The 16,945-nt window shown below is 45.0% G+C and carries 14 protein-coding genes; all 14 read right to left on the bottom strand.

Annotated elements, in window-relative coordinates; genetic code table 11:
* Positions 1-116: 116 nt before the first annotated feature.
* The 14 genes from G475_RS0109475 to G475_RS0109410 all read right to left on the bottom strand — a co-directional run bounded on the left by G475_RS0109475 (position 117) and on the right by G475_RS0109410 (position 16,930).
* On the bottom strand, positions 117-4,418 hold the full coding sequence (locus G475_RS0109475; RefSeq protein ID WP_407636197.1) for a PolC-type DNA polymerase III: 4,302 nt from the start codon (positions 4,416-4,418) through the stop codon (positions 117-119).
* A 15-nt stretch (positions 4,419-4,433) separates the two neighbouring features.
* Positions 4,434-6,155 carry a proline--tRNA ligase gene (locus G475_RS0109470; protein WP_026701092.1) on the bottom strand — a complete coding sequence of 574 codons (1,722 nt, stop codon included), beginning with the start codon at positions 6,153-6,155 and terminating at the stop codon, positions 4,434-4,436.
* A 61-nt stretch (positions 6,156-6,216) separates the two neighbouring features.
* Entirely contained in the window at positions 6,217-7,479 is a 1,263-nt protein-coding gene (gene rseP, locus G475_RS0109465) for an RIP metalloprotease RseP (RefSeq protein ID WP_026701091.1), read from the bottom strand.
* 13 nt (positions 7,480-7,492) lie between these two features.
* On the bottom strand, positions 7,493-8,641 hold the full coding sequence (locus G475_RS0109460) for a 1-deoxy-D-xylulose-5-phosphate reductoisomerase (RefSeq protein WP_026701090.1): 1,149 nt from the start codon (positions 8,639-8,641) through the stop codon (positions 7,493-7,495).
* Positions 8,642-8,681: 40 nt separating this feature from the next.
* A complete protein-coding gene (locus G475_RS0109455) occupies positions 8,682-9,482 on the bottom strand; it encodes a phosphatidate cytidylyltransferase (protein ID WP_026701089.1) in 801 nt (266 codons plus the stop codon).
* A 14-nt stretch (positions 9,483-9,496) separates the two neighbouring features.
* A complete protein-coding gene (locus tag G475_RS0109450) occupies positions 9,497-10,258 on the bottom strand; it encodes an isoprenyl transferase (protein WP_026701088.1) in 762 nt (253 codons plus the stop codon).
* A 164-nt stretch (positions 10,259-10,422) separates the two neighbouring features.
* A complete protein-coding gene (gene frr, locus G475_RS0109445; protein ID WP_026701087.1) occupies positions 10,423-10,980 on the bottom strand; it encodes a ribosome recycling factor in 558 nt (185 codons plus the stop codon).
* The gene (gene pyrH, locus G475_RS0109440; protein WP_026701086.1) at positions 10,980-11,699 is read right to left on the bottom strand and encodes a UMP kinase; all 720 of its coding nucleotides are present in this window, start codon (positions 11,697-11,699) and stop codon (positions 10,980-10,982) included. Before pyrH ends, frr begins: the two co-directional genes overlap by 1 nt.
* Positions 11,700-11,867: 168 nt before the next feature.
* Positions 11,868-12,749 carry a translation elongation factor Ts gene (tsf, locus tag G475_RS0109435; RefSeq protein WP_026701085.1) on the bottom strand — a complete coding sequence of 294 codons (882 nt, stop codon included), beginning with the start codon at positions 12,747-12,749 and terminating at the stop codon, positions 11,868-11,870.
* A 150-nt stretch (positions 12,750-12,899) separates the two neighbouring features.
* A complete protein-coding gene (rpsB, locus tag G475_RS0109430; protein WP_026701084.1) occupies positions 12,900-13,697 on the bottom strand; it encodes a 30S ribosomal protein S2 in 798 nt (265 codons plus the stop codon).
* Positions 13,698-13,853: 156 nt separating this feature from the next.
* On the bottom strand, positions 13,854-14,345 hold the full coding sequence (locus G475_RS0109425) for a helix-turn-helix transcriptional regulator (protein ID WP_156911662.1): 492 nt from the start codon (positions 14,343-14,345) through the stop codon (positions 13,854-13,856).
* Between the two features lie 9 nt (positions 14,346-14,354).
* Positions 14,355-14,666, bottom strand: coding sequence for a hypothetical protein (locus tag G475_RS24645; RefSeq protein ID WP_035710765.1), 312 nt, complete (start codon positions 14,664-14,666; stop codon positions 14,355-14,357).
* 21 nt (positions 14,667-14,687) lie between these two features.
* A complete protein-coding gene (locus tag G475_RS0109415) occupies positions 14,688-16,064 on the bottom strand; it encodes a DUF342 domain-containing protein (protein WP_026701082.1) in 1,377 nt (458 codons plus the stop codon).
* 95 nt (positions 16,065-16,159) lie between these two features.
* Positions 16,160-16,930 carry a FliA/WhiG family RNA polymerase sigma factor gene (locus tag G475_RS0109410; protein WP_026701081.1) on the bottom strand — a complete coding sequence of 257 codons (771 nt, stop codon included), beginning with the start codon at positions 16,928-16,930 and terminating at the stop codon, positions 16,160-16,162.
* Between the last annotated feature and the right edge of the window lie 15 nt (positions 16,931-16,945).

The raw sequence follows: 16,945 nt of genomic DNA, 5'->3' as shown, positions 1-16,945 counted from the left end.
TGCAAACCCACTCTTCTCAGGACGTGCTTATTCGAGGTATCTAAAGAAAGATTACCATACTGTAGTATAAAATGCAACATAACCCTGGCCTGGAAAGAAGAGCAGGCCTCTTCCATTTAAAACAGGGACAACTGGTTGGAGTCTGGCATTCCTTCCAGGCATCCGTGCATATCCAGGTGTTCTATCACTGTTTTTGTAGCTTTACTGCGCTGCTGCAGGTCTTCTTTCGACAGAAATTCTCCATTCTCCCGGGCCTGGACAATATTCCAGGCAGCATTGGTCCCTACGCCGTCCAGGGAATCAAAGGGCGGGATCAGGCTATCTCCATCTACTACAAATTCACTTGCTTTGGAGCGGTAGAGATCAACCTTCTGAAAAGAAAATCCTCGCTCACACATCTCAAGCGCGAGTTCCAGCACCGTCACCAGACTTTTCTCTTTAGGAGGGGCTTCCATGCCTTTCCCATGAATTTCTTCAATTCTTGCCCGAATCGACGTGCCGCCTTTTATCATCGTCGGAATTTCAAAATCATCCGCCCGAACGGTAAAATAGGACGCATAAAAAAGGATAGGAAAATGCACTTTAAAATAAGCAATACGAACCGCCATTAGGACATAAGCGGCAGCATGGGCTTTAGGAAACATATATTTTATCTTCAAACAGGATTCAATATACCAGTCCGGTACCCCATTTTTTTTCATTTCCTGAACCCATTCTTCCTCAAGCCCTCTCCCTTTTCGTACGAATTCCATAATTTTAAAGGCGAGGGAATGCTCCACCCCTTTATAAATGAGATATACCATAATATCATCCCGGCAGCCAATGACATCTTTCAGCTCACAAGTGCCGCTTCTGATTAATTCATCCGCGTTACCAAGCCATACATCAGCACCGTGGGAGAGGCCGGAAATTTGGACGAGTTCGGAAAACGTGCGTGGGTTTGTTTCTTCCAGCATCTGTCTGACAAATCTCGTACCAAATTCAGGAATTCCGTATGTGCCTGATTTGCACATGATCTGTTCAGGCGTTACCCCGAGAATTTCAGGACCGCTGAAAATCTTCATGACGTCTTCATCATCCACCGGAATCGTATTTGGATCAATGCCGCTTAGATCCTGAAGCATGCGGATAACGGTTGGATCATCGTGTCCTAAAATATCCAGTTTTAGTAAGTTATCATGAATCGAGTGGAAATCATAATGGGTTGTTTTCCATTCTGATCCCTTGTCATCAGCAGGGTACTGGATCGGGCTGAAATCATGGATATCATATTCATCCGGTACAACGATAATCCCTCCCGGATGCTGTCCGGTCGTGCGTTTCACCCCTGTACATCCGGAGACCAGCCTGTCAATTTCCGCTCCGCGGTAATACGCATCCGTGTCATTCTGATATCCTTTCACAAATCCATATGCGGTTTTGTTGGCCACCGTACCAATGGTCCCCGCACGATAGACTCTGTCCTCTCCAAATAATTCCTTCGTGTAATTATGAGCGGTCGGCTGATAATCTCCCGAAAAGTTCAGATCAATATCCGGAACTTTATCTCCTTTAAACCCTAAGAAGGTTTCGAACGGAATATCGTGTCCGTCTTTTATATACGTAGTTCCACATTGTTCGCATTCTTGGTCCGGGAGGTCAAAACCTGAACCTACGGTCCCATCATTAAAAAACTTCGAATGACAGCAGGAAGGGCATACATAGTGTGGGGGCAGCGGATTCACTTCCGTAATATCGGTCATGGTCGCAACAAAAGAAGAGCCGACCGATCCCCGCGAGCCTACCAGATAACCGTCTTCCAGCGATTTTGTAACTAATTTCTGGGAAATAAGATAAATGACGGCAAAACCATGACCAATAATGCTCTCTAACTCTTTTTCCAGGCGTTCTTCTACAAGCGAAGGAAGCTTTTCTCCATAGATGTTTCGCGCCTTATTATAGCACATGTCACGGATTTCCTGGTCCGATCCCTCGATATTAGGAGTGTAGAGATCCTCCGGAACCGGATGAATTTCTTCGACGTTTTCCGCAATCGTGTGAGGGACGGTAACCACAATTTCTTTCGCTTTTTCCTCTCCTAAAAAAGCGAAACTTTCCAGCATTTCTGCTGTTGTTTTAAATGACACCTCCGGCAGAGTCTGTTTATTAAGAGGATTGGCGCCGCCCTGGGAAGCGATGAGAATCTTGCGGTATATGTGTTCCTCCGGTTCAATATAATGAGCGTTGCCGGTAGCTGCTACAGGTTTTCCCAGTTCTTCCCCGAGGGCTGTGATCTTTTTAATAATATCAAACACGGCATCCTCGCTTTTTACCAGTTCTTTTTCAACAAGGTGAGCGTAGTTACCGGGCGGCTGTACTTCAAGGTAATCGTAAAATTCCGCAACTGCCTTGGCGTCTTCCCAGGATTTCTGCATCATTGTTTCAAATACTTCCCCCTTGTCACAGGCAGACCCGACTAATATCCCTTCCCGGTGTTTCTGCAGCTTGGACCGCGGGATACGGGGTGTCCGGTAGAAATAGTCTACATGTGACATGGAGACCAGCTGGTATAAATTTTTCAACCCATTCTGCGTCTGGGCAATCAGCGTACAATGGGAAGGACGAAGTCTGTGAAAATCTCCCTGCCCCATATTTTGATTTAAATCTTTATGAATCGTAATGCCATGTTCGATGGCGTCTTTGACCATTTTCCAGAGCAGATAGCCGGTAGCTTCCGCATCATAAATCGCCCGGTGATGACTGACAAGTTCTATATCAAAGGTTTTGCATAATGTATTCAGGCGGTGATTTTTTAAATTTGGATACAAATAACGGCCAAGTTCAAGTGTATCAATAACCGGGTTTTCTGCTTTATCCAGCTCTGCTGTTTTATAGCCTTCGTTCAAAAAGCCCATATCAAAGCTGGCGTTGTGGGCCACGAGCACGGCATCGCCACAGAATGATTTAAAATCGCGGAGTACATCATTCACTTCCGGCGCGTCTTCCAGCATATCATCCGTAATACCGGTTAAATCAATAATCGTATCAGACAATTTCTCGTGGGGATTGGCAAACGATTCAAACCGATCGATAATTTCCCCATCTTTCACTTTTACAGCGGCAAGCTCTATAATCGTGTCATATACAACGGAGAGGCCCGTTGTTTCCACATCAAAAACGACATATGTATCATCGGCCAACAGGCGTTCTGCTTCATTGTAGGCAATAGGGACACCGTCATCGACAAGATTGGCTTCCATTCCATACAGTACTTTCACGCCATATTTTTTGCTTGCATCATAAGCCTCCGGAAATGATTGAACGACAGCGTGGTCGGTAATCGCCATCGCTTCATGGCCCCATTCCGCTGCTTTTTCTATATACTGGGAAGCACTGGTAACAGCATCCATTTGACTCATTACCGTATGAGCATGCAGTTCCACTCTTTTCTCCTCTGCTTCGTCTTTTCGTACATACGGTTGAATTTCCATTACGTCGTTGGCAATCATTACGAGATCGCGGACGAAAGTATCATTCTGCACACCGCCACGCACTTTCAGCCACATGCCTTCCTTTACCGCTTCATAAACTGGTACGTCTTCTTTATCTCTGGAAAACATTTTCACCATGATGGAATCCGTGTAATCTGTGATTTTAAAGGTTAGAAGCGTACGGCCGCTCCGTAGTTCCCGGGTTTCTGCTTCAAACACATACCCTTGAGCCGTAATGCGCCGTTCTTCCTCCTGAATTGATTCCAGCGGCACGGGATCCTCTTTTATTGGATAGCCGAGCTGGAGGTTGCGGGCCTTTATTTCCTCTTTCGCCTGTTTTTCCTGCTTCTTTCTTTCCATCATGGCTTCGACAACTTTTGATTCGTCTTCCTGTTTCTTTCTTTCTTCAAATTGGGCTACTTCTTCTGCAGAGGTTTTCACCTCGGTCCCAATCAAACAAGAGTTAAAACCTAATGTTTTCATTATCTCGTTCAACGGCTCCTGCAGCTTTCGTTCCAGCATTGTCCCTTCTGCTTCATTTTTACAGGTTAGAATAAGTTTTCCGCTTTCCACTGCCGGCTTTCCGCCATTCAGGCGCTGCCTGAGGTAAGGCGCAATCCCTTCCAGACGATAAATGATAGAGGGCCAGTAATCCGGCACATATTCTAAAGGAAGATAATCAGAATGGTAGGTGACGGTGAATCGTACAGATGCGATATGGGTAAAAGCCTGCAGCAGTCTTTCCTCCAATTGGGCAAACACAGAATGGGGAAGATGCTTGTTTAACAAAAAGTGAAAATGCCAGGTTTTTTCTTCTTTATTAATAGTCAGTTTTTGAACCATGCCGTCCCTTAGATAAGTTTTCACTAAATCCTGGGGCATCATGATTTGTTCCAGCAGCAGCTGAAAGCGCTCGTTCCTGATTTGTTCTTCCTCGCTTGACATCATAAACCTCCCTCGTTATCACGCCCGCAATTTTTGCTGTTTTAATAAGGAGGACAGATACGTGGACAGGTCACGGATATGGACCTCTTCCATTTCGCCGCTTCGTCTTTCTTTTACTTCCACAATTCCATCAGCTGCTTTTTTCCCGCAGGCTATGCGGACAGGCAGCCCAAATAAATCAGCGTCTTTAAATTTCACACCAGCCCGTTCTTTCCGGTTATCATACAGGACATTATATCCTTCCTCCTGCAAGGTTTTATATAAGGATTCTCCAAGCTCGTACTGATCCTCCTGCTTGGAGTTCAGTACAAGCAGATGAAGATCAAACGGAGCTACACCGGCCGGCCAAATTAAACCATCTTCATCATGATGCTGTTCGATGATGGCGGCAAGTGTCCGGCTCACCCCTATTCCATAGCATCCCATTAAAATAGGGCGGGCACGGCCGTTTTCATCCAAATAAGAAGCTCCCAGAGCTTCACTGTATTTTGTTCCCAGTTTGAAAACATGGCCTACTTCGATTCCTTTTGCAAAATGTATCGTGCCTTTTTTATCCGGAGCCGGATCGCCTTCCTGCACAAACCGAAAATCGCCGTACTGTTTTATGTTGAAGTCCCGGTGGGGGTGAACATTCTGGAGATGCGTATCATTTTTGTTGGCGCCGCATATACCGGAACGAACGGATTTCACCGCATAATCAGCAGCCACTTCCACTTCCTCCGGAACACCCACCGGGCCGATAAAGCCGGGGTCTGCGCCCAGGAGTTCTTTAATTTCTGCTTCTTCTGCCAGTCTAACGGATGGTGAATCATAGGCATGTCCAACTTTTATTTCATTCAGTTCATGATCGCCGCGGCAGACCACAAGTACCGGTTTTTCATCAATGAAGAATAAAATCGACTTTAAAAGACGTTCCTTCTTTTCCGGGAGGTATTCTGCCAGCTCTTCTATTGTTTTAACACCCGGCGTAGGCCGTGTTTCGATCTTTTCTTCCGGTGCTTCTGCCTTGGTAAAATGATCCGGAAGTGCTGCAATCTCCAGATTTGCCGCATAGTCCGAGGAATCCGAGTAGGCGATCGTATCTTCTCCGACATCCGAAAGCACCATGAATTCGTGGGTCCCGCCTTTTCCTCCAATTGCTCCGGCATCTGCCTGAACGGCTCTAAAATCAAGGCCGCACCGTTTAAATATGTTGGAGTAAGCCTGATACATAGAATCATAGCTTTCTGCCAGGCTTTCTTCATCCGCATCAAAGGAATACGCATCTTTCATAATAAATTCCCGGGATCGCAAAACACCAAAACGCGGCCTTCTTTCATCCCGGTATTTCGTCTGTATCTGGTAAAGATTCATGGGCAGCTTCTTATACGAGTTTAATTCGTCCCGGACGAGACTCGTTATGACCTCTTCATGCGTCGGCCCTAACACGAACTCCCTCTCATTCCGATCATTCAAACGCATTAACTCCGGACCGTAGTCATCAAGACGACCGGATTCCTCCCACAGCTCTGACGGCTGGATTGCTGGCATGAGCATTTCCTGAGCCCCGGCTTTATCCATTTCTTCCCGGATAATTTGTTCTACATTGTTAAGTACTCTCCTGCCCAGCGGAAGATAAGAATAAATGCCGGAGGCGGTCTGGCGGATCAGACCGGCCCGGAGCATCAGCTGGTGACTAGGAATATCAGCGCCCTGTGGCATATCTCTTAATGTTGGGCTGAAAAATAATTGCTGTCTCATAACCTAAAGAACCCTCTTTCCTCTATTTTTGCATCGTTGTGCTTAATTTGCCCAGCTTCGTCTATAAGAAGAAATTGTTGATGTCATTCCAAGTTACGACCAGCATAAGCAAAAACAGCAGGGCAAATCCGAAAAAGTGAATCATTCCTTCTTTCTGCGGATCAACAGGTTTACCACGAACTGCTTCGTATCCGATAAATAACAGCCGTCCCCCATCCAGAGCAGGGAGCGGGAGCAGATTCACAATTCCAAGGTTCACACTGATCATCGCGGCAAATTGAATAAGAAAGAAAATGCCAAGAGACGCAGCTTCGCCTGTGTAATTGTATATCCCGACCGGCCCGGAAACAAAATCAAGCGAAAAGTCACCTGTTATAATCAGGCTCAATGTATCAAAAATAACTCTGCTCACTTCGATAACCTGCATTGTCCCGTACTGCAGAGCTTCGAGTACAGAATGATCCGTCGGAGCCTGAACCCCGATCATTCCTATCTCCTGTTCCGCAAATTCATCATAGCGCGAATAGGTTTCCACCGCAGCCGAAAACTGATTTCCATCCCGTATTACTTCCACATTGATTTCTTCATTGGGATGTTCCTGGATGACAGCTGTCATTTCCTGCCAATTATCGACAGATTCTCCGGCAATGGAAGTAATCTCATCTCCCTGTTCAAGCCCGGCCTCCTTTGCCGGGCTGTCTTCGTTCAGCTCTCCGAATTCTGCATTATCCTGAGGGACGCCGTTCACGACCCCAACCAGAACAAATACGATAAAGGCAAGAATAAAATTCATAAACGGTCCGGCGAAAATCGCCATCGCTTTTTTCAGCGGAGATTTTGAACGGAACTGACGGTCCAGCGGCGCTATCTGTTCTGGTTTTTCATCAACGATGACGTCACATTTTTCGTCGACCTGATAGGTCTCGATCCCATCTTCATCGTCTGGATAAGCTTCGACCATCAGCCGGTTTTCCAAATCAATACGTTCTACCGACACAACCTTTGCTTCTGGATGTTTGGATTTATTATTGACAATAATCTGACTGACTTTATCTTCGTGGTTAAACACGAGTCCTATTTCATAACCTGGTTTAATCTGGACTTCTTCCGGATCTTCTCCTGCCATTCGGACAAAGCCGCCGAGAGGAAGCAGACGAACGGTATAAACCGTTTCATTGCGTTTTGTGGAAAAAATTTTCGGGCCGAAACCAATTGCAAATTCCCGGCAGAGAATACCGGCTTTTTTCGCCACATACAGATGGCCCCATTCATGAACCGCAACCAGTACACCGAAAATAATAATGACAGCTATAAAAGTATCCACGTTTTTCCCACCTTCATTTTATTCGAGAGCTTACATACGCTCTTGTCTCTTTGTCCACGTCAAGGATTGTTGACAGATCGGGGTTCTTCACTGTTTGATGCCGCTGCATCGCTTCTTCTATTCTATCTTCTATCGAAAGAAAGGTTATCTCTCCATCTAAAAAGGCAGAGACGGCTTCTTCATTAGCAGCATTCAAAACCGTTGTCATGGTGCCGCCTGTTCTTCCCGCCTCATAGGCGAAACGAAGACAACGGTACCGGTCAAAATCCGGCCTGGAAAAATGAAGTTCCCCTATTTCCCATAAGTTTAACCTTTTTGTATCGTCTAATTCAAGCCTTTGCGGATAAGAAAGCGCATATTGTATAGGGACCCTCATATCAGGCGTTCCTAACTGAGCTATAACACTTTTATCCTGATATTCGACGAGGGAATGAATAATACTTTCATTATGAAGCAGCACATCAATCGCATCATAAGAAACATCAAAGAGCCATTGGGCTTCAATTACTTCAAACCCCTTATTCATCATCGTAGCGGAATCAATGGTGATTTTTGCCCCCATGCTCCAATTTGGGTGATGCAGGGCTTCCTTTACGGATACTCCTTTTAGTTCCTCCCGCGTTTTGTCCCGGAAACTTCCTCCGGAAGCTGTTAGAATCAGTCTTTCTACTTCTTTTTGCTCATTTCCTTCCAAACACTGAAAAATCGCGGAATGTTCACTATCCACAGGAAGCACACGGACTTGATGAGTGTTTGCTTTTTCCATAACAAGGTGGCCGGCTGTAACCAAGGTTTCCTTGTTTGCTATTCCAATATCCATCCCTGCCTCCACCGCCTGCAGGGTTGGTTCCAGTCCAAGACTTCCAACAACCGCATTCATCAGCAAATCTCCATCGGGAGGGACCGCCGCAGCAATCAAGCCTTCTTTTCCGTGATGTATGCTTGTATTTCCGTTTATGTGTTGTTTTATTCTATCTGCGTCTTCTTTTCTTTCCACTGCCGCTATTAACGGCTGAAATTCGCGGATTTGTTCCATAACCCTGTCCACATTTCTGCCGGCAGCTATCGAGACCACACGAAACTGATCCGGATGTTTTCTGATAATGTCCAGTGTCTGAAGACCAATCGATCCCGTTGAGCCAATCAGTGCTATATTTTTCATGAGTCCTCCCTGTTCCTAATATTAAAAGGTTTGTCCAATTTCAACCGAAAAAATGTAAAAAATGTAATACCGGGAGTACAAAAATTAAACTATCAAAGCGGTCAAGAATACCCCCGTGTCCTGGGAGCACTTTCCCTGAGTCTTTCACCGCATAATGGCGTTTTAAAGCCGACTCTACCAAATCACCCAGTTGTCCAAATACCGAGGTAACAACGATAAAACCGGCCAAAACCATCCAGGACGAAAAAACAGGAAAAAAGTGATGAAAGACTGCTCCTATCATTCCAGCCGCTATGATTCCACCGGCAAATCCTTCCACCGTTTTTTTAGGGCTGATTTCAGGCCACAGTTTATGCTTCCCCCATTTTTTCCCAACAAAGAAAGCGCCTGAATCTGCTGCCCATATAATAAATAATACTAAAAAAACAAGAACAAGTCCGTTTTCTTCCACATTTCTAGTTAAAAGAAGATGATAAAAACCGTAGCCGATATAGACAGAAGATAAGATGACAAAACCTGCCTCATCAAAAGTAAACGTATTTTTCGTGACTACAGTAAGAGCCAGCAGCAGCAGTATCATCATTAAAAACAGTTCAACCTTGGAAACGTGCTGAAAAAGGGGGATATCCATCCATGCTTCCGGGACCAGCAGTATCCACATAAACAGAAAACTAACCAGACCCATAAAGGAATAGGTTTTAATTTGTTTCATTTTTAACAGTTCGTGCATCGCAATGGAAGCGACTGCCGCGATGGCCAGTGTGAAAACCAGTCCGCCTATAACGACAACACTAAGCAGTACTATGGCTCCCACCACTCCTGTAATCATGCGTTGTTTCATAGTATATCCTCCATCTATACACCACCGTAACGGCGCTTACGCTGCTGGTACCTCTGGACAGCCTCAACCAAATGTCCGCCGTTAAAATCCGGCCACAACACCTCGGTAAACCAAAATTCACTGTAGGCAAGCTGCCAAAGCATAAAATTACTAAGCCTTATTTCCCCGCTTGTTCTGATGAGCAGATCCGGATCTGGAATTTCAGAGGTTAACAACCTGTCTGAAAACAGCGATTCCGTGATATCTTCCGGTTTTAAATGACCATGCTCTACCTCCCGGCCCAGTTTCCTGACCGCTTCTACCAATTCATGACGCCCTCCGTAATTCAGGGCGAAATTCAATACGAGGCCAGAGTTATTTTCCGTCTCCCGCACAGCCTTATCAACTGCCTGCTTGGTATGAGGCGGAAGAAGCGAAGGATCACCAATCGTTTTTACCTTTACGTTATTCTTTTGTAGGGCAGGCAGTTCTTTATCAAGAAAACGTTCCGGAAGTTTCATTAAAAAATCTACTTCCGTTTTTGGGCGTTTCCAATTCTCCGTGGAAAAAGCATACAGCGTTAAAAACTGAATTCCTATGTCATTTGCTTTTTCCACCACATTTGTTATCGTTTTCATCCCTTCCCGGTGGCCCGCAACTCTAGGCAGACCTTTCTGTTTCGCCCAGCGGCCATTTCCATCCATAATAATAGCAATGTGGGAGGGAATATTGTCCTGATCCAACAGCATATTTTTTTTATCTGTGTTGACGTCGGTATTGAAAAAAAATCGATCCATTTATCAGGACACCAGCCTTTGTTATTGTTTCACAACTCTATGTAAAAGTTTATTCATTCTTTGTGCTGCTGTATGCTGCTTTTGTATGATTTATAAGCGGTGCAAAAAAACCCTCTGGTAAGAAGAGGGTTCACAAGCATGCTTTCATTGTAACGTGAATTGCATCAAACTTCCATGATTTCTTGTTCTTTATTCTCTGCCGCCTTATCGATAGCGTTGACATGCTTGTCGGTAATTTTCTGCACTTCGTCCTGCAGTTTGCGCATGTCATCTTCAGGGATATCCCCTTGTTTTTCCTGCTTTTTAAACTCATCATTTGCATCCCGGCGAATATTACGAACCGCGACCCGGGCTTCTTCAGCATATTTTTTCACAAGCTTACTTAATTCTTTCCGGCGCTCCTCGGTTAAGGAAGGGATATTAATCCTGATTACATTCCCGTCATTGTTTGGAGAAAGACCAAGATCTGCCTTTTGAATTCCTTTTTCAATGTCACCGATGGAAGATTTGTCAAAAGGAGTAATAACGAGAAGACGCCCTTCCGGTACAGAAATCGTCGCCAGCTGATTTAAAGGTGTATCTGCGCCGTAATAATTGACCATCACTTTATCAAGCATGGATGGGTTGGCCCGGCCGGCACGGAGGGTGGCAAGTTCTTTATGAAGAGAGTCCACCGACTTCTGCATTTTTTGATCTGTTTCTTTTATTTTTTCATTCGCCATTATTCTTTCCCCCTGATCATGGTTCCAATATCTTCTCCAAGAACCGCTTTTTTAATATTGCCTTCTTCCATAATAGAGAAAACGAGCAACGGAATATCATTGTCCATACACAGTGTAGAAGCGGTAGAATCCATCACTCCAAGACCACCGTTTAACAGATCTAAATAAGTCAGCTGATTGTATTTTTTCGCATTGACATCATAAGAAGGGTCCGCATCATACACCCCGTCCACTCTGTTCTTCGCCATAAGGATGACTTCGGCTTCTATCTCCGCTGCACGAAGCGCCGCTGTAGTATCCGTCGAAAAGTATGGATTCCCGGTCCCTCCGGCAAAAATCACAACCCGCTTTTTTTCCAAGTGACGAATCGCTTTTCTGCGTATGTATGGTTCCGCCACCTGCCTCATTTCAATTGAGGTCTGTACTCTGGTTTCCACATCATTATCTTCCAGACTATCCTGCAGAGCCAGAGAGTTCATAACAGTGGCCAGCATTCCCATATAATCCGCGGTGGCACGGTCCATTCCTTTTGAACTTCCAGCCAGTCCTCTCCAAATGTTACCGCCGCCGACAACGACAGCTACTTCTGCTTCCAATTTTACAATTTCTTTAATTTGGGAAGCAATAGATTGAATCACATTAGGATCGATCCCGTAGCCTTGTTCTCCTGCAAGTGCTTCACCGCTTAATTTTAGAATCACCCTATTATATTTGCCCACATTTTACCCCCGTTTCCTTATGCGTTTCCTTGAGAGGTGCATCATGAAAAATTCCATAAAGAAGGGGCTGAGCGGCCTTTCTCAAAGGCAGCCGCCAAACGCCCGAAACGGCGGCGCTGCCGTACTGACCAGTGAAAAAGCTTCGCCTGAAAGCCCCTGTTTTTCTTATTATTTTTTGACTTGGGACATAACTTCTTCCGCAAAATTATCTTCTTTCTTTTCAATACCTTCTCCCACTTCATAGCGGAGGAATGTATTCACGGTAACTCCCTGGTCTTTCACGTACTGACTGACTTTTTGATCTGTGTCTTTTACAAATTCCTGATCAAGCAGGCAGATTTGTTCAAAATATTTGCCTAAACGGCCTTCTATCATTTTTTCGACGATATGCTCCGGTTTTCCTTCATTCAAAGCCTGCTGTTTTAACACTTCACGCTCTTGTTCCGTTTCTTCAGCAGGTACTTCTTCCCTGGATACATACGTTGGTTTAATAGCAGCTACATGCATCGCAAGGTCTTTTGCAATCGTATGATCTGTTGTTCCTTCTACCAACAGCAGGACGCCGATGCTTCCTCCCATGTGGAGGTATTCACCGAAAGCGGCATTGTCATTTTTATGAAGGATCTGGAAACGGCGCAGTGATATTTTTTCACCGATTTTTGCAATTTGATCGTTGATAAATCCTTCCAGCGTTGTTCCTTCCTCCACCTCCACAGCCAGAGCCGATTCTACATCAGCCGGCTCTTTGTCGAGGAGAAAGTCAGCAATTGTTTTAACCAGGCTTTGGAAATTTTCATTTTTAGCTACGAAATCTGTTTCTGCGTTCACTTCCACAATAACAGCTTTATTTCCGCTGCTTGTAACATAGGTTAAGCCTTCTGCTGCCACGCGGTCCGCTTTCTTGGCCGCCTTGGAAATTCCTTTTTCCCGAAGGTAATTGACAGCCTGTTCCATATCACCGTCTGTTTCTGTTAATGCTTTTTTGCAGTCCATCATCCCTGCACCAGTTTGTTCCCTTAGCTGCTTTACCATGCTGGCTGAAATCGCCATATCATATTCCTCCTTTTTCATTTCCACCCATTTATCGTTTATCCTGCCCTTCGGTTAAGAAAAAGGGTGAAAAAAGGGCTCTCCCCTTTTATCACCCTTTGTGGTCACCGATTTGGGTTCCTGCTGAGAGACAGGCAGCCCTTATAGAAATTAGGAAAGACTTTCTTCCTCATTTTTTTCTGTTTCTGCTTCCGGTGCTGATTCCGAGACTTCTTCAGCAGCAGGCGCCTCTTCTTCGGCCGGAGTTTCCACTGGTTCCTCCGCGGCCCCCTGTGTTGCCTCGATAACAGCGTCCGCCATTTTAGATGTCAGAAGGCGTACCGCACGAATGGCATCATCGTTCCCCGGAATGACCTTGTTGATCTCATCCGGATCACAGTTTGTGTCTACGATCGAGATAATTGGAATATCAAGCTTATGAGCTTCTGCCACTGCAATTCTTTCTTTACGGGGATCAATAATGAAAATCGCATCAGGCAGCTCGTTCATCTCTTTGATGCCGCCCAGAAACTTTTCCAATCGTTCCATTTCTTTTCTGAGAAGCATTACTTCTTTTTTCGGGAGGACATCAAAGGTTCCATCTTCTTCCATTTTTTCAATATCTTTCAAACGGGCAATTCTTTTTCTGATTGTCGCAAAGTTGGTTAATGTGCCGCCAAGCCAGCGCTGGTTAATATAATACATACCGGAACGCTTCGCTTCGTCACGCACAGAATCCTGTGCCTGCTTTTTTGTACCGACGAACAGAATTTTCCCGCCGTCTGCTGCAATATCGCGGACATAATTATACGCTTCTTCTACTTTCTTCACCGTTTTCTGCAAATCGATGATATAAATGCCGTTTCTTTCCGTGAAGATGTAACGGCTCATTTTCGGGTTCCAACGGCGTGTCTGATGACCGAAGTGCACCCCTGCTTCAAGCAGTTGTTTCATGGATATAACTGCCATTCTAAAATCCTCCTTTTGGTTTTTCCTCCGCCTGCTTCGTTTTCAGATAAGACCCACGGAAACGGGCACCCTTACCTAAATCAGCACGACGTGTGTGATAACACCGTGGATTAATATACCATACGTCCAGGAGCAAAGCAAGATCGCATAAGCGATTTATTGATAAAATTTCAAAAACAAATCTACTTCCCCTTTGCCAATATTAAGCTCTTTTGCTATTTCATCCCTGGATAGTCCCTGGGAAGCCAGCGATAGTACCTTCGCCTGGTCTGAAGATTCGAGTTGCTCTTTCCCTTTTGTTTCAGGAGGAGGGAATTCATTTTCTTCCGCTGAAAACGGGGGAAAGAAGGCCGGTTCCTCTTCTTTCTGTTTCTCGTTCTCCCGGGTATTTTTATTAACCGCAGTCCCCTGGGCGTCAAAATGGTACTCCCGGGAGGATTCCTGCTGGTTGAAATACATTTTCAGCTCCTGGTTTTCCCGTTTCATCTCTTCCGTATACCCGCTTAACAGTTCTTCCATGTCTTCTTTCATGCCATATAATTGGCGGCGTTCTTCTTTAACCCCCTGCAGCTGCTGATAAACAAGAATAAAAAGAAAAAAAGTGAACCCATGCAGCGCAAGACTAAGTACCAGTAACACAATCATCATATTCAATTCCTACCCTGTTATATCAATAGATTTACCTTTATAAGGATGAGACTCTGCCTCCCTTTCCTCCGTGTCTTTGACTTTTGAAGTTAAAAAAGGCGGCGTATGCTTTTCCTGATTTCCTTCCTGATTATTAAATTTGTTTTTTTCCGCTTCCTGCTTATCGGTTACCTTTGTCCGCTGTTTTTCATGGTTTTTTTCCTGTTCGGCTGCTAACCTGTCCTGAGCAGCCTGCCCCCGCTGTTGAAGCTGTTCCTGTAGTTTCCCGGCCTCCTGGGTTCTCGGAAGGGCGACTTGCAATTCCACTGCTTTCCAGCTCATTGTTCCGCCTCCTCAAATAGATTAAACGACGCTGAGGTCTATCTCTCCCTGTTGAAAAGAAATCGTTGCTTTCTCATAAGCTGTATTGATTTTACGCCGGTATTTTCCAAAATGAATATCCACATTGGAATGCAGCTTTTTCTCTACGGTTATTGTACCACTATCCACGTTCTGGGAAACATGAAGCATTTCCTGCAGATCTTCGGCAGCGTCTCTTGCTTTATGTTTCGAAGCATCGAGGGTGTTTTTTGCCCTTAATTTCATCACCCGTTCCTTGGAAGAAAGCCCGTCCCCTTCTTTTTCTTTTTGTTCCAGTGCCCGGAGAAGGCTGGTTACTTTTCCACTTTCTTCCTTCGCTTCCAAAAGAGCCGATTCCAATGCTTTCTGGCGCTTTACCTGATCATGAGGGATCCCGATATAAAAAGAAGTCGGGGTATTCATCGTATTCCCAGCTTCCTTTACCTTGATGTGGTTCACAGCAGAAATCATCCCCCCCACGACCTGGCCCTTGGAGCCATCGCAGTACACACTGTCTCCAGCCTGGCAGTAACTGTGCATCACCGCCTGTTTTACATGGACATTGGCACCGGCTGAGACGTTGGCTTCGTTTAAATATGTAGCGTGTATATCTTGTCCCGCCTTAATGGAACCCTTCTGCTGAGCTGTAACACCTGCAGAAATATAAATAGATCCCTGTGCTTCAAGAAAGGCAGCCTCCACTGTGCCAAATACCCGGATATCCCCTTTGGATTTTAATTCAAACCCCGATGGCACATTTCCTCGTACTGTTATATTGCCTGTGAAATCAATATTACCTGTTTTCAGATCAATATCACCATTCACCTCATAAAGAGGGTAAACATGAATGGTCTTTTTCTGCACGCTTACCTGTCCGGATTCCACAGCATACACAGCATTTCCTTCCAGTCTTGTGTTTTTGCCGGGGCGGAGTACAAAATCCAGCCCGTCTTTGCCCTTTAATTCTTCTCCATCCACTGCTGTTCCATTTTTCCCTGGTTCCGCTTCCACCTTTTCTCCGGTGAAATCCCCGGCTTCCACCATTGGTATGTCTATAACGTTTTTTAAATCTATATTTTCTGTTTCCCCCTGCTGTTTTTCCGAATAAAAATCAGCAGGTCTGATGTAAGCAGAAGCTCCATGCCCGGGAGGAGTTCCTTTTGCTATTTCCAATGGATAAACGACAGATTGAGGGTCCTGACTAATTCGTGTGATGTTTTTTTCAATGAGGCCGAAGGTGACCCCCTCATCTTTCAAAAACGCTTCCCACTCCGTATAACTCCATACGGCATCTTCGGGCGGTGCCATCGCTATCACCTGGGCGGAAAGCTTGTCTTCTGACACCTTTACTTTGAAATAATCACGAATATTCTCTTCCATATTATCAAGCCTTCTTTGTCAGGAATTTGCCCTTCTTCTCTTATCGGCCATAAAAAGAGATGGCTTTATCGTGCAATTAATTTGAAATAATTATATCAAACATTTCCTTTTTTAAGAAGTGCCTGTTTTAAGCGGAACAGTGCCTTGGAATGAATCTGCGAAATTCTTGAGGTAGACAGTTCCATAATCTCACCGATTTCGGTCAACGTCATTTCTTCTTGATAAAACAGTCCTATCACTGTTTTCTCCTTATCGGAGAGCTGTTCCATCACTTCAGCCAGTTCATGAAACGACGTGGATTGAACAAGCACATCTTCCGGCGAAGGGGAAGAAGTATCTTCTATCGAAGCCCGGTATGTTTCCTCCCGTTCTCCCTCTGGTGTTTCTTCATCAATGGAAAGCATGTTAGCAAAAAAAGTCTCGGTTACTACTTTTCGAACCTCCTCCGCATTCATCCTAAGTTCCCGGCCTACTTCTTCTTCGGATACATAACGACCATGCTGCTGTTCCAGACTTTCCATTGTTTCCTCTATTTTTTTTGATTTATCACGAAGCGACCTCGGCATCCAGTCTTCCTGTCTCAGCCCGTCAATAATGGCCCCCCGGATCCGGAAGGAGGCATACGTATCAAATTTCAGGTTTCTCGATACATCAAATTTTTTCATGGCGTCGTACAGCCCGCTTAAGCCATGACTTAACAACTCTTCTTTTGATACATTTTTTGGGAGACCGGAGCCAATTCGCTGAACGTGATAGTTAACAAGAGGCATATAGGCTTCCACTAGTTTATTTGCCGCTGTATCATCTTCGTTTTCGAGCCATTTATCCCACCATTGCTGATGATCATAAGAACTTGAATTCGGCATGATCGGCCTCCTTTC

The organism is Salibacterium aidingense DSM 18341, assembly GCF_000429685.1.
In the GTDB taxonomy this organism is placed as follows: domain Bacteria; phylum Bacillota; class Bacilli; order Bacillales; family Marinococcaceae; genus Salibacterium; species Salibacterium aidingense.
The sequence above is the reverse complement of the archived record's forward strand: the minus strand, read 5'-3'. Positions and strand labels throughout refer to the sequence as shown.

Bases quoted from the DNA above. Each gene is read 5' to 3' on its own strand.
- G475_RS0109475 (WP_407636197.1), bottom strand. From the start codon at position 4,418: ATGATGTCAAGCGAGGAAGAACAAATCAGGAACGAGCGCTTTCAGCTG.
- G475_RS0109470 (WP_026701092.1), bottom strand. From the start codon at position 6,155: ATGAGACAGCAATTATTTTTCAGCCCAACATTAAGAGATATGCCACAG.
- G475_RS0109460 (WP_026701090.1), bottom strand. From the start codon at position 8,641: ATGAAAAATATAGCACTGATTGGCTCAACGGGATCGATTGGTCTTCAG.
- G475_RS0109455 (WP_026701089.1), bottom strand. From the start codon at position 9,482: ATGAAACAACGCATGATTACAGGAGTGGTGGGAGCCATAGTACTGCTT.
- G475_RS0109450 (WP_026701088.1), bottom strand. From the start codon at position 10,258: ATGGATCGATTTTTTTTCAATACCGACGTCAACACAGATAAAAAAAAT.
- frr (WP_026701087.1), bottom strand. From the start codon at position 10,980: ATGGCGAATGAAAAAATAAAAGAAACAGATCAAAAAATGCAGAAGTCG.
- tsf (WP_026701085.1), bottom strand. From the start codon at position 12,749: ATGGCGATTTCAGCCAGCATGGTAAAGCAGCTAAGGGAACAAACTGGT.
- rpsB (WP_026701084.1), bottom strand. From the start codon at position 13,697: ATGGCAGTTATATCCATGAAACAACTGCTTGAAGCAGGGGTGCACTTC.
- G475_RS0109425 (WP_156911662.1), bottom strand. From the start codon at position 14,345: ATGATGATTGTGTTACTGGTACTTAGTCTTGCGCTGCATGGGTTCACT.
- G475_RS24645 (WP_035710765.1), bottom strand. From the start codon at position 14,666: ATGAGCTGGAAAGCAGTGGAATTGCAAGTCGCCCTTCCGAGAACCCAG.
- G475_RS0109415 (WP_026701082.1), bottom strand. From the start codon at position 16,064: ATGGAAGAGAATATTCGTGATTATTTCAAAGTAAAGGTGTCAGAAGAC.
- G475_RS0109410 (WP_026701081.1), bottom strand. From the start codon at position 16,930: ATGCCGAATTCAAGTTCTTATGATCATCAGCAATGGTGGGATAAATGG.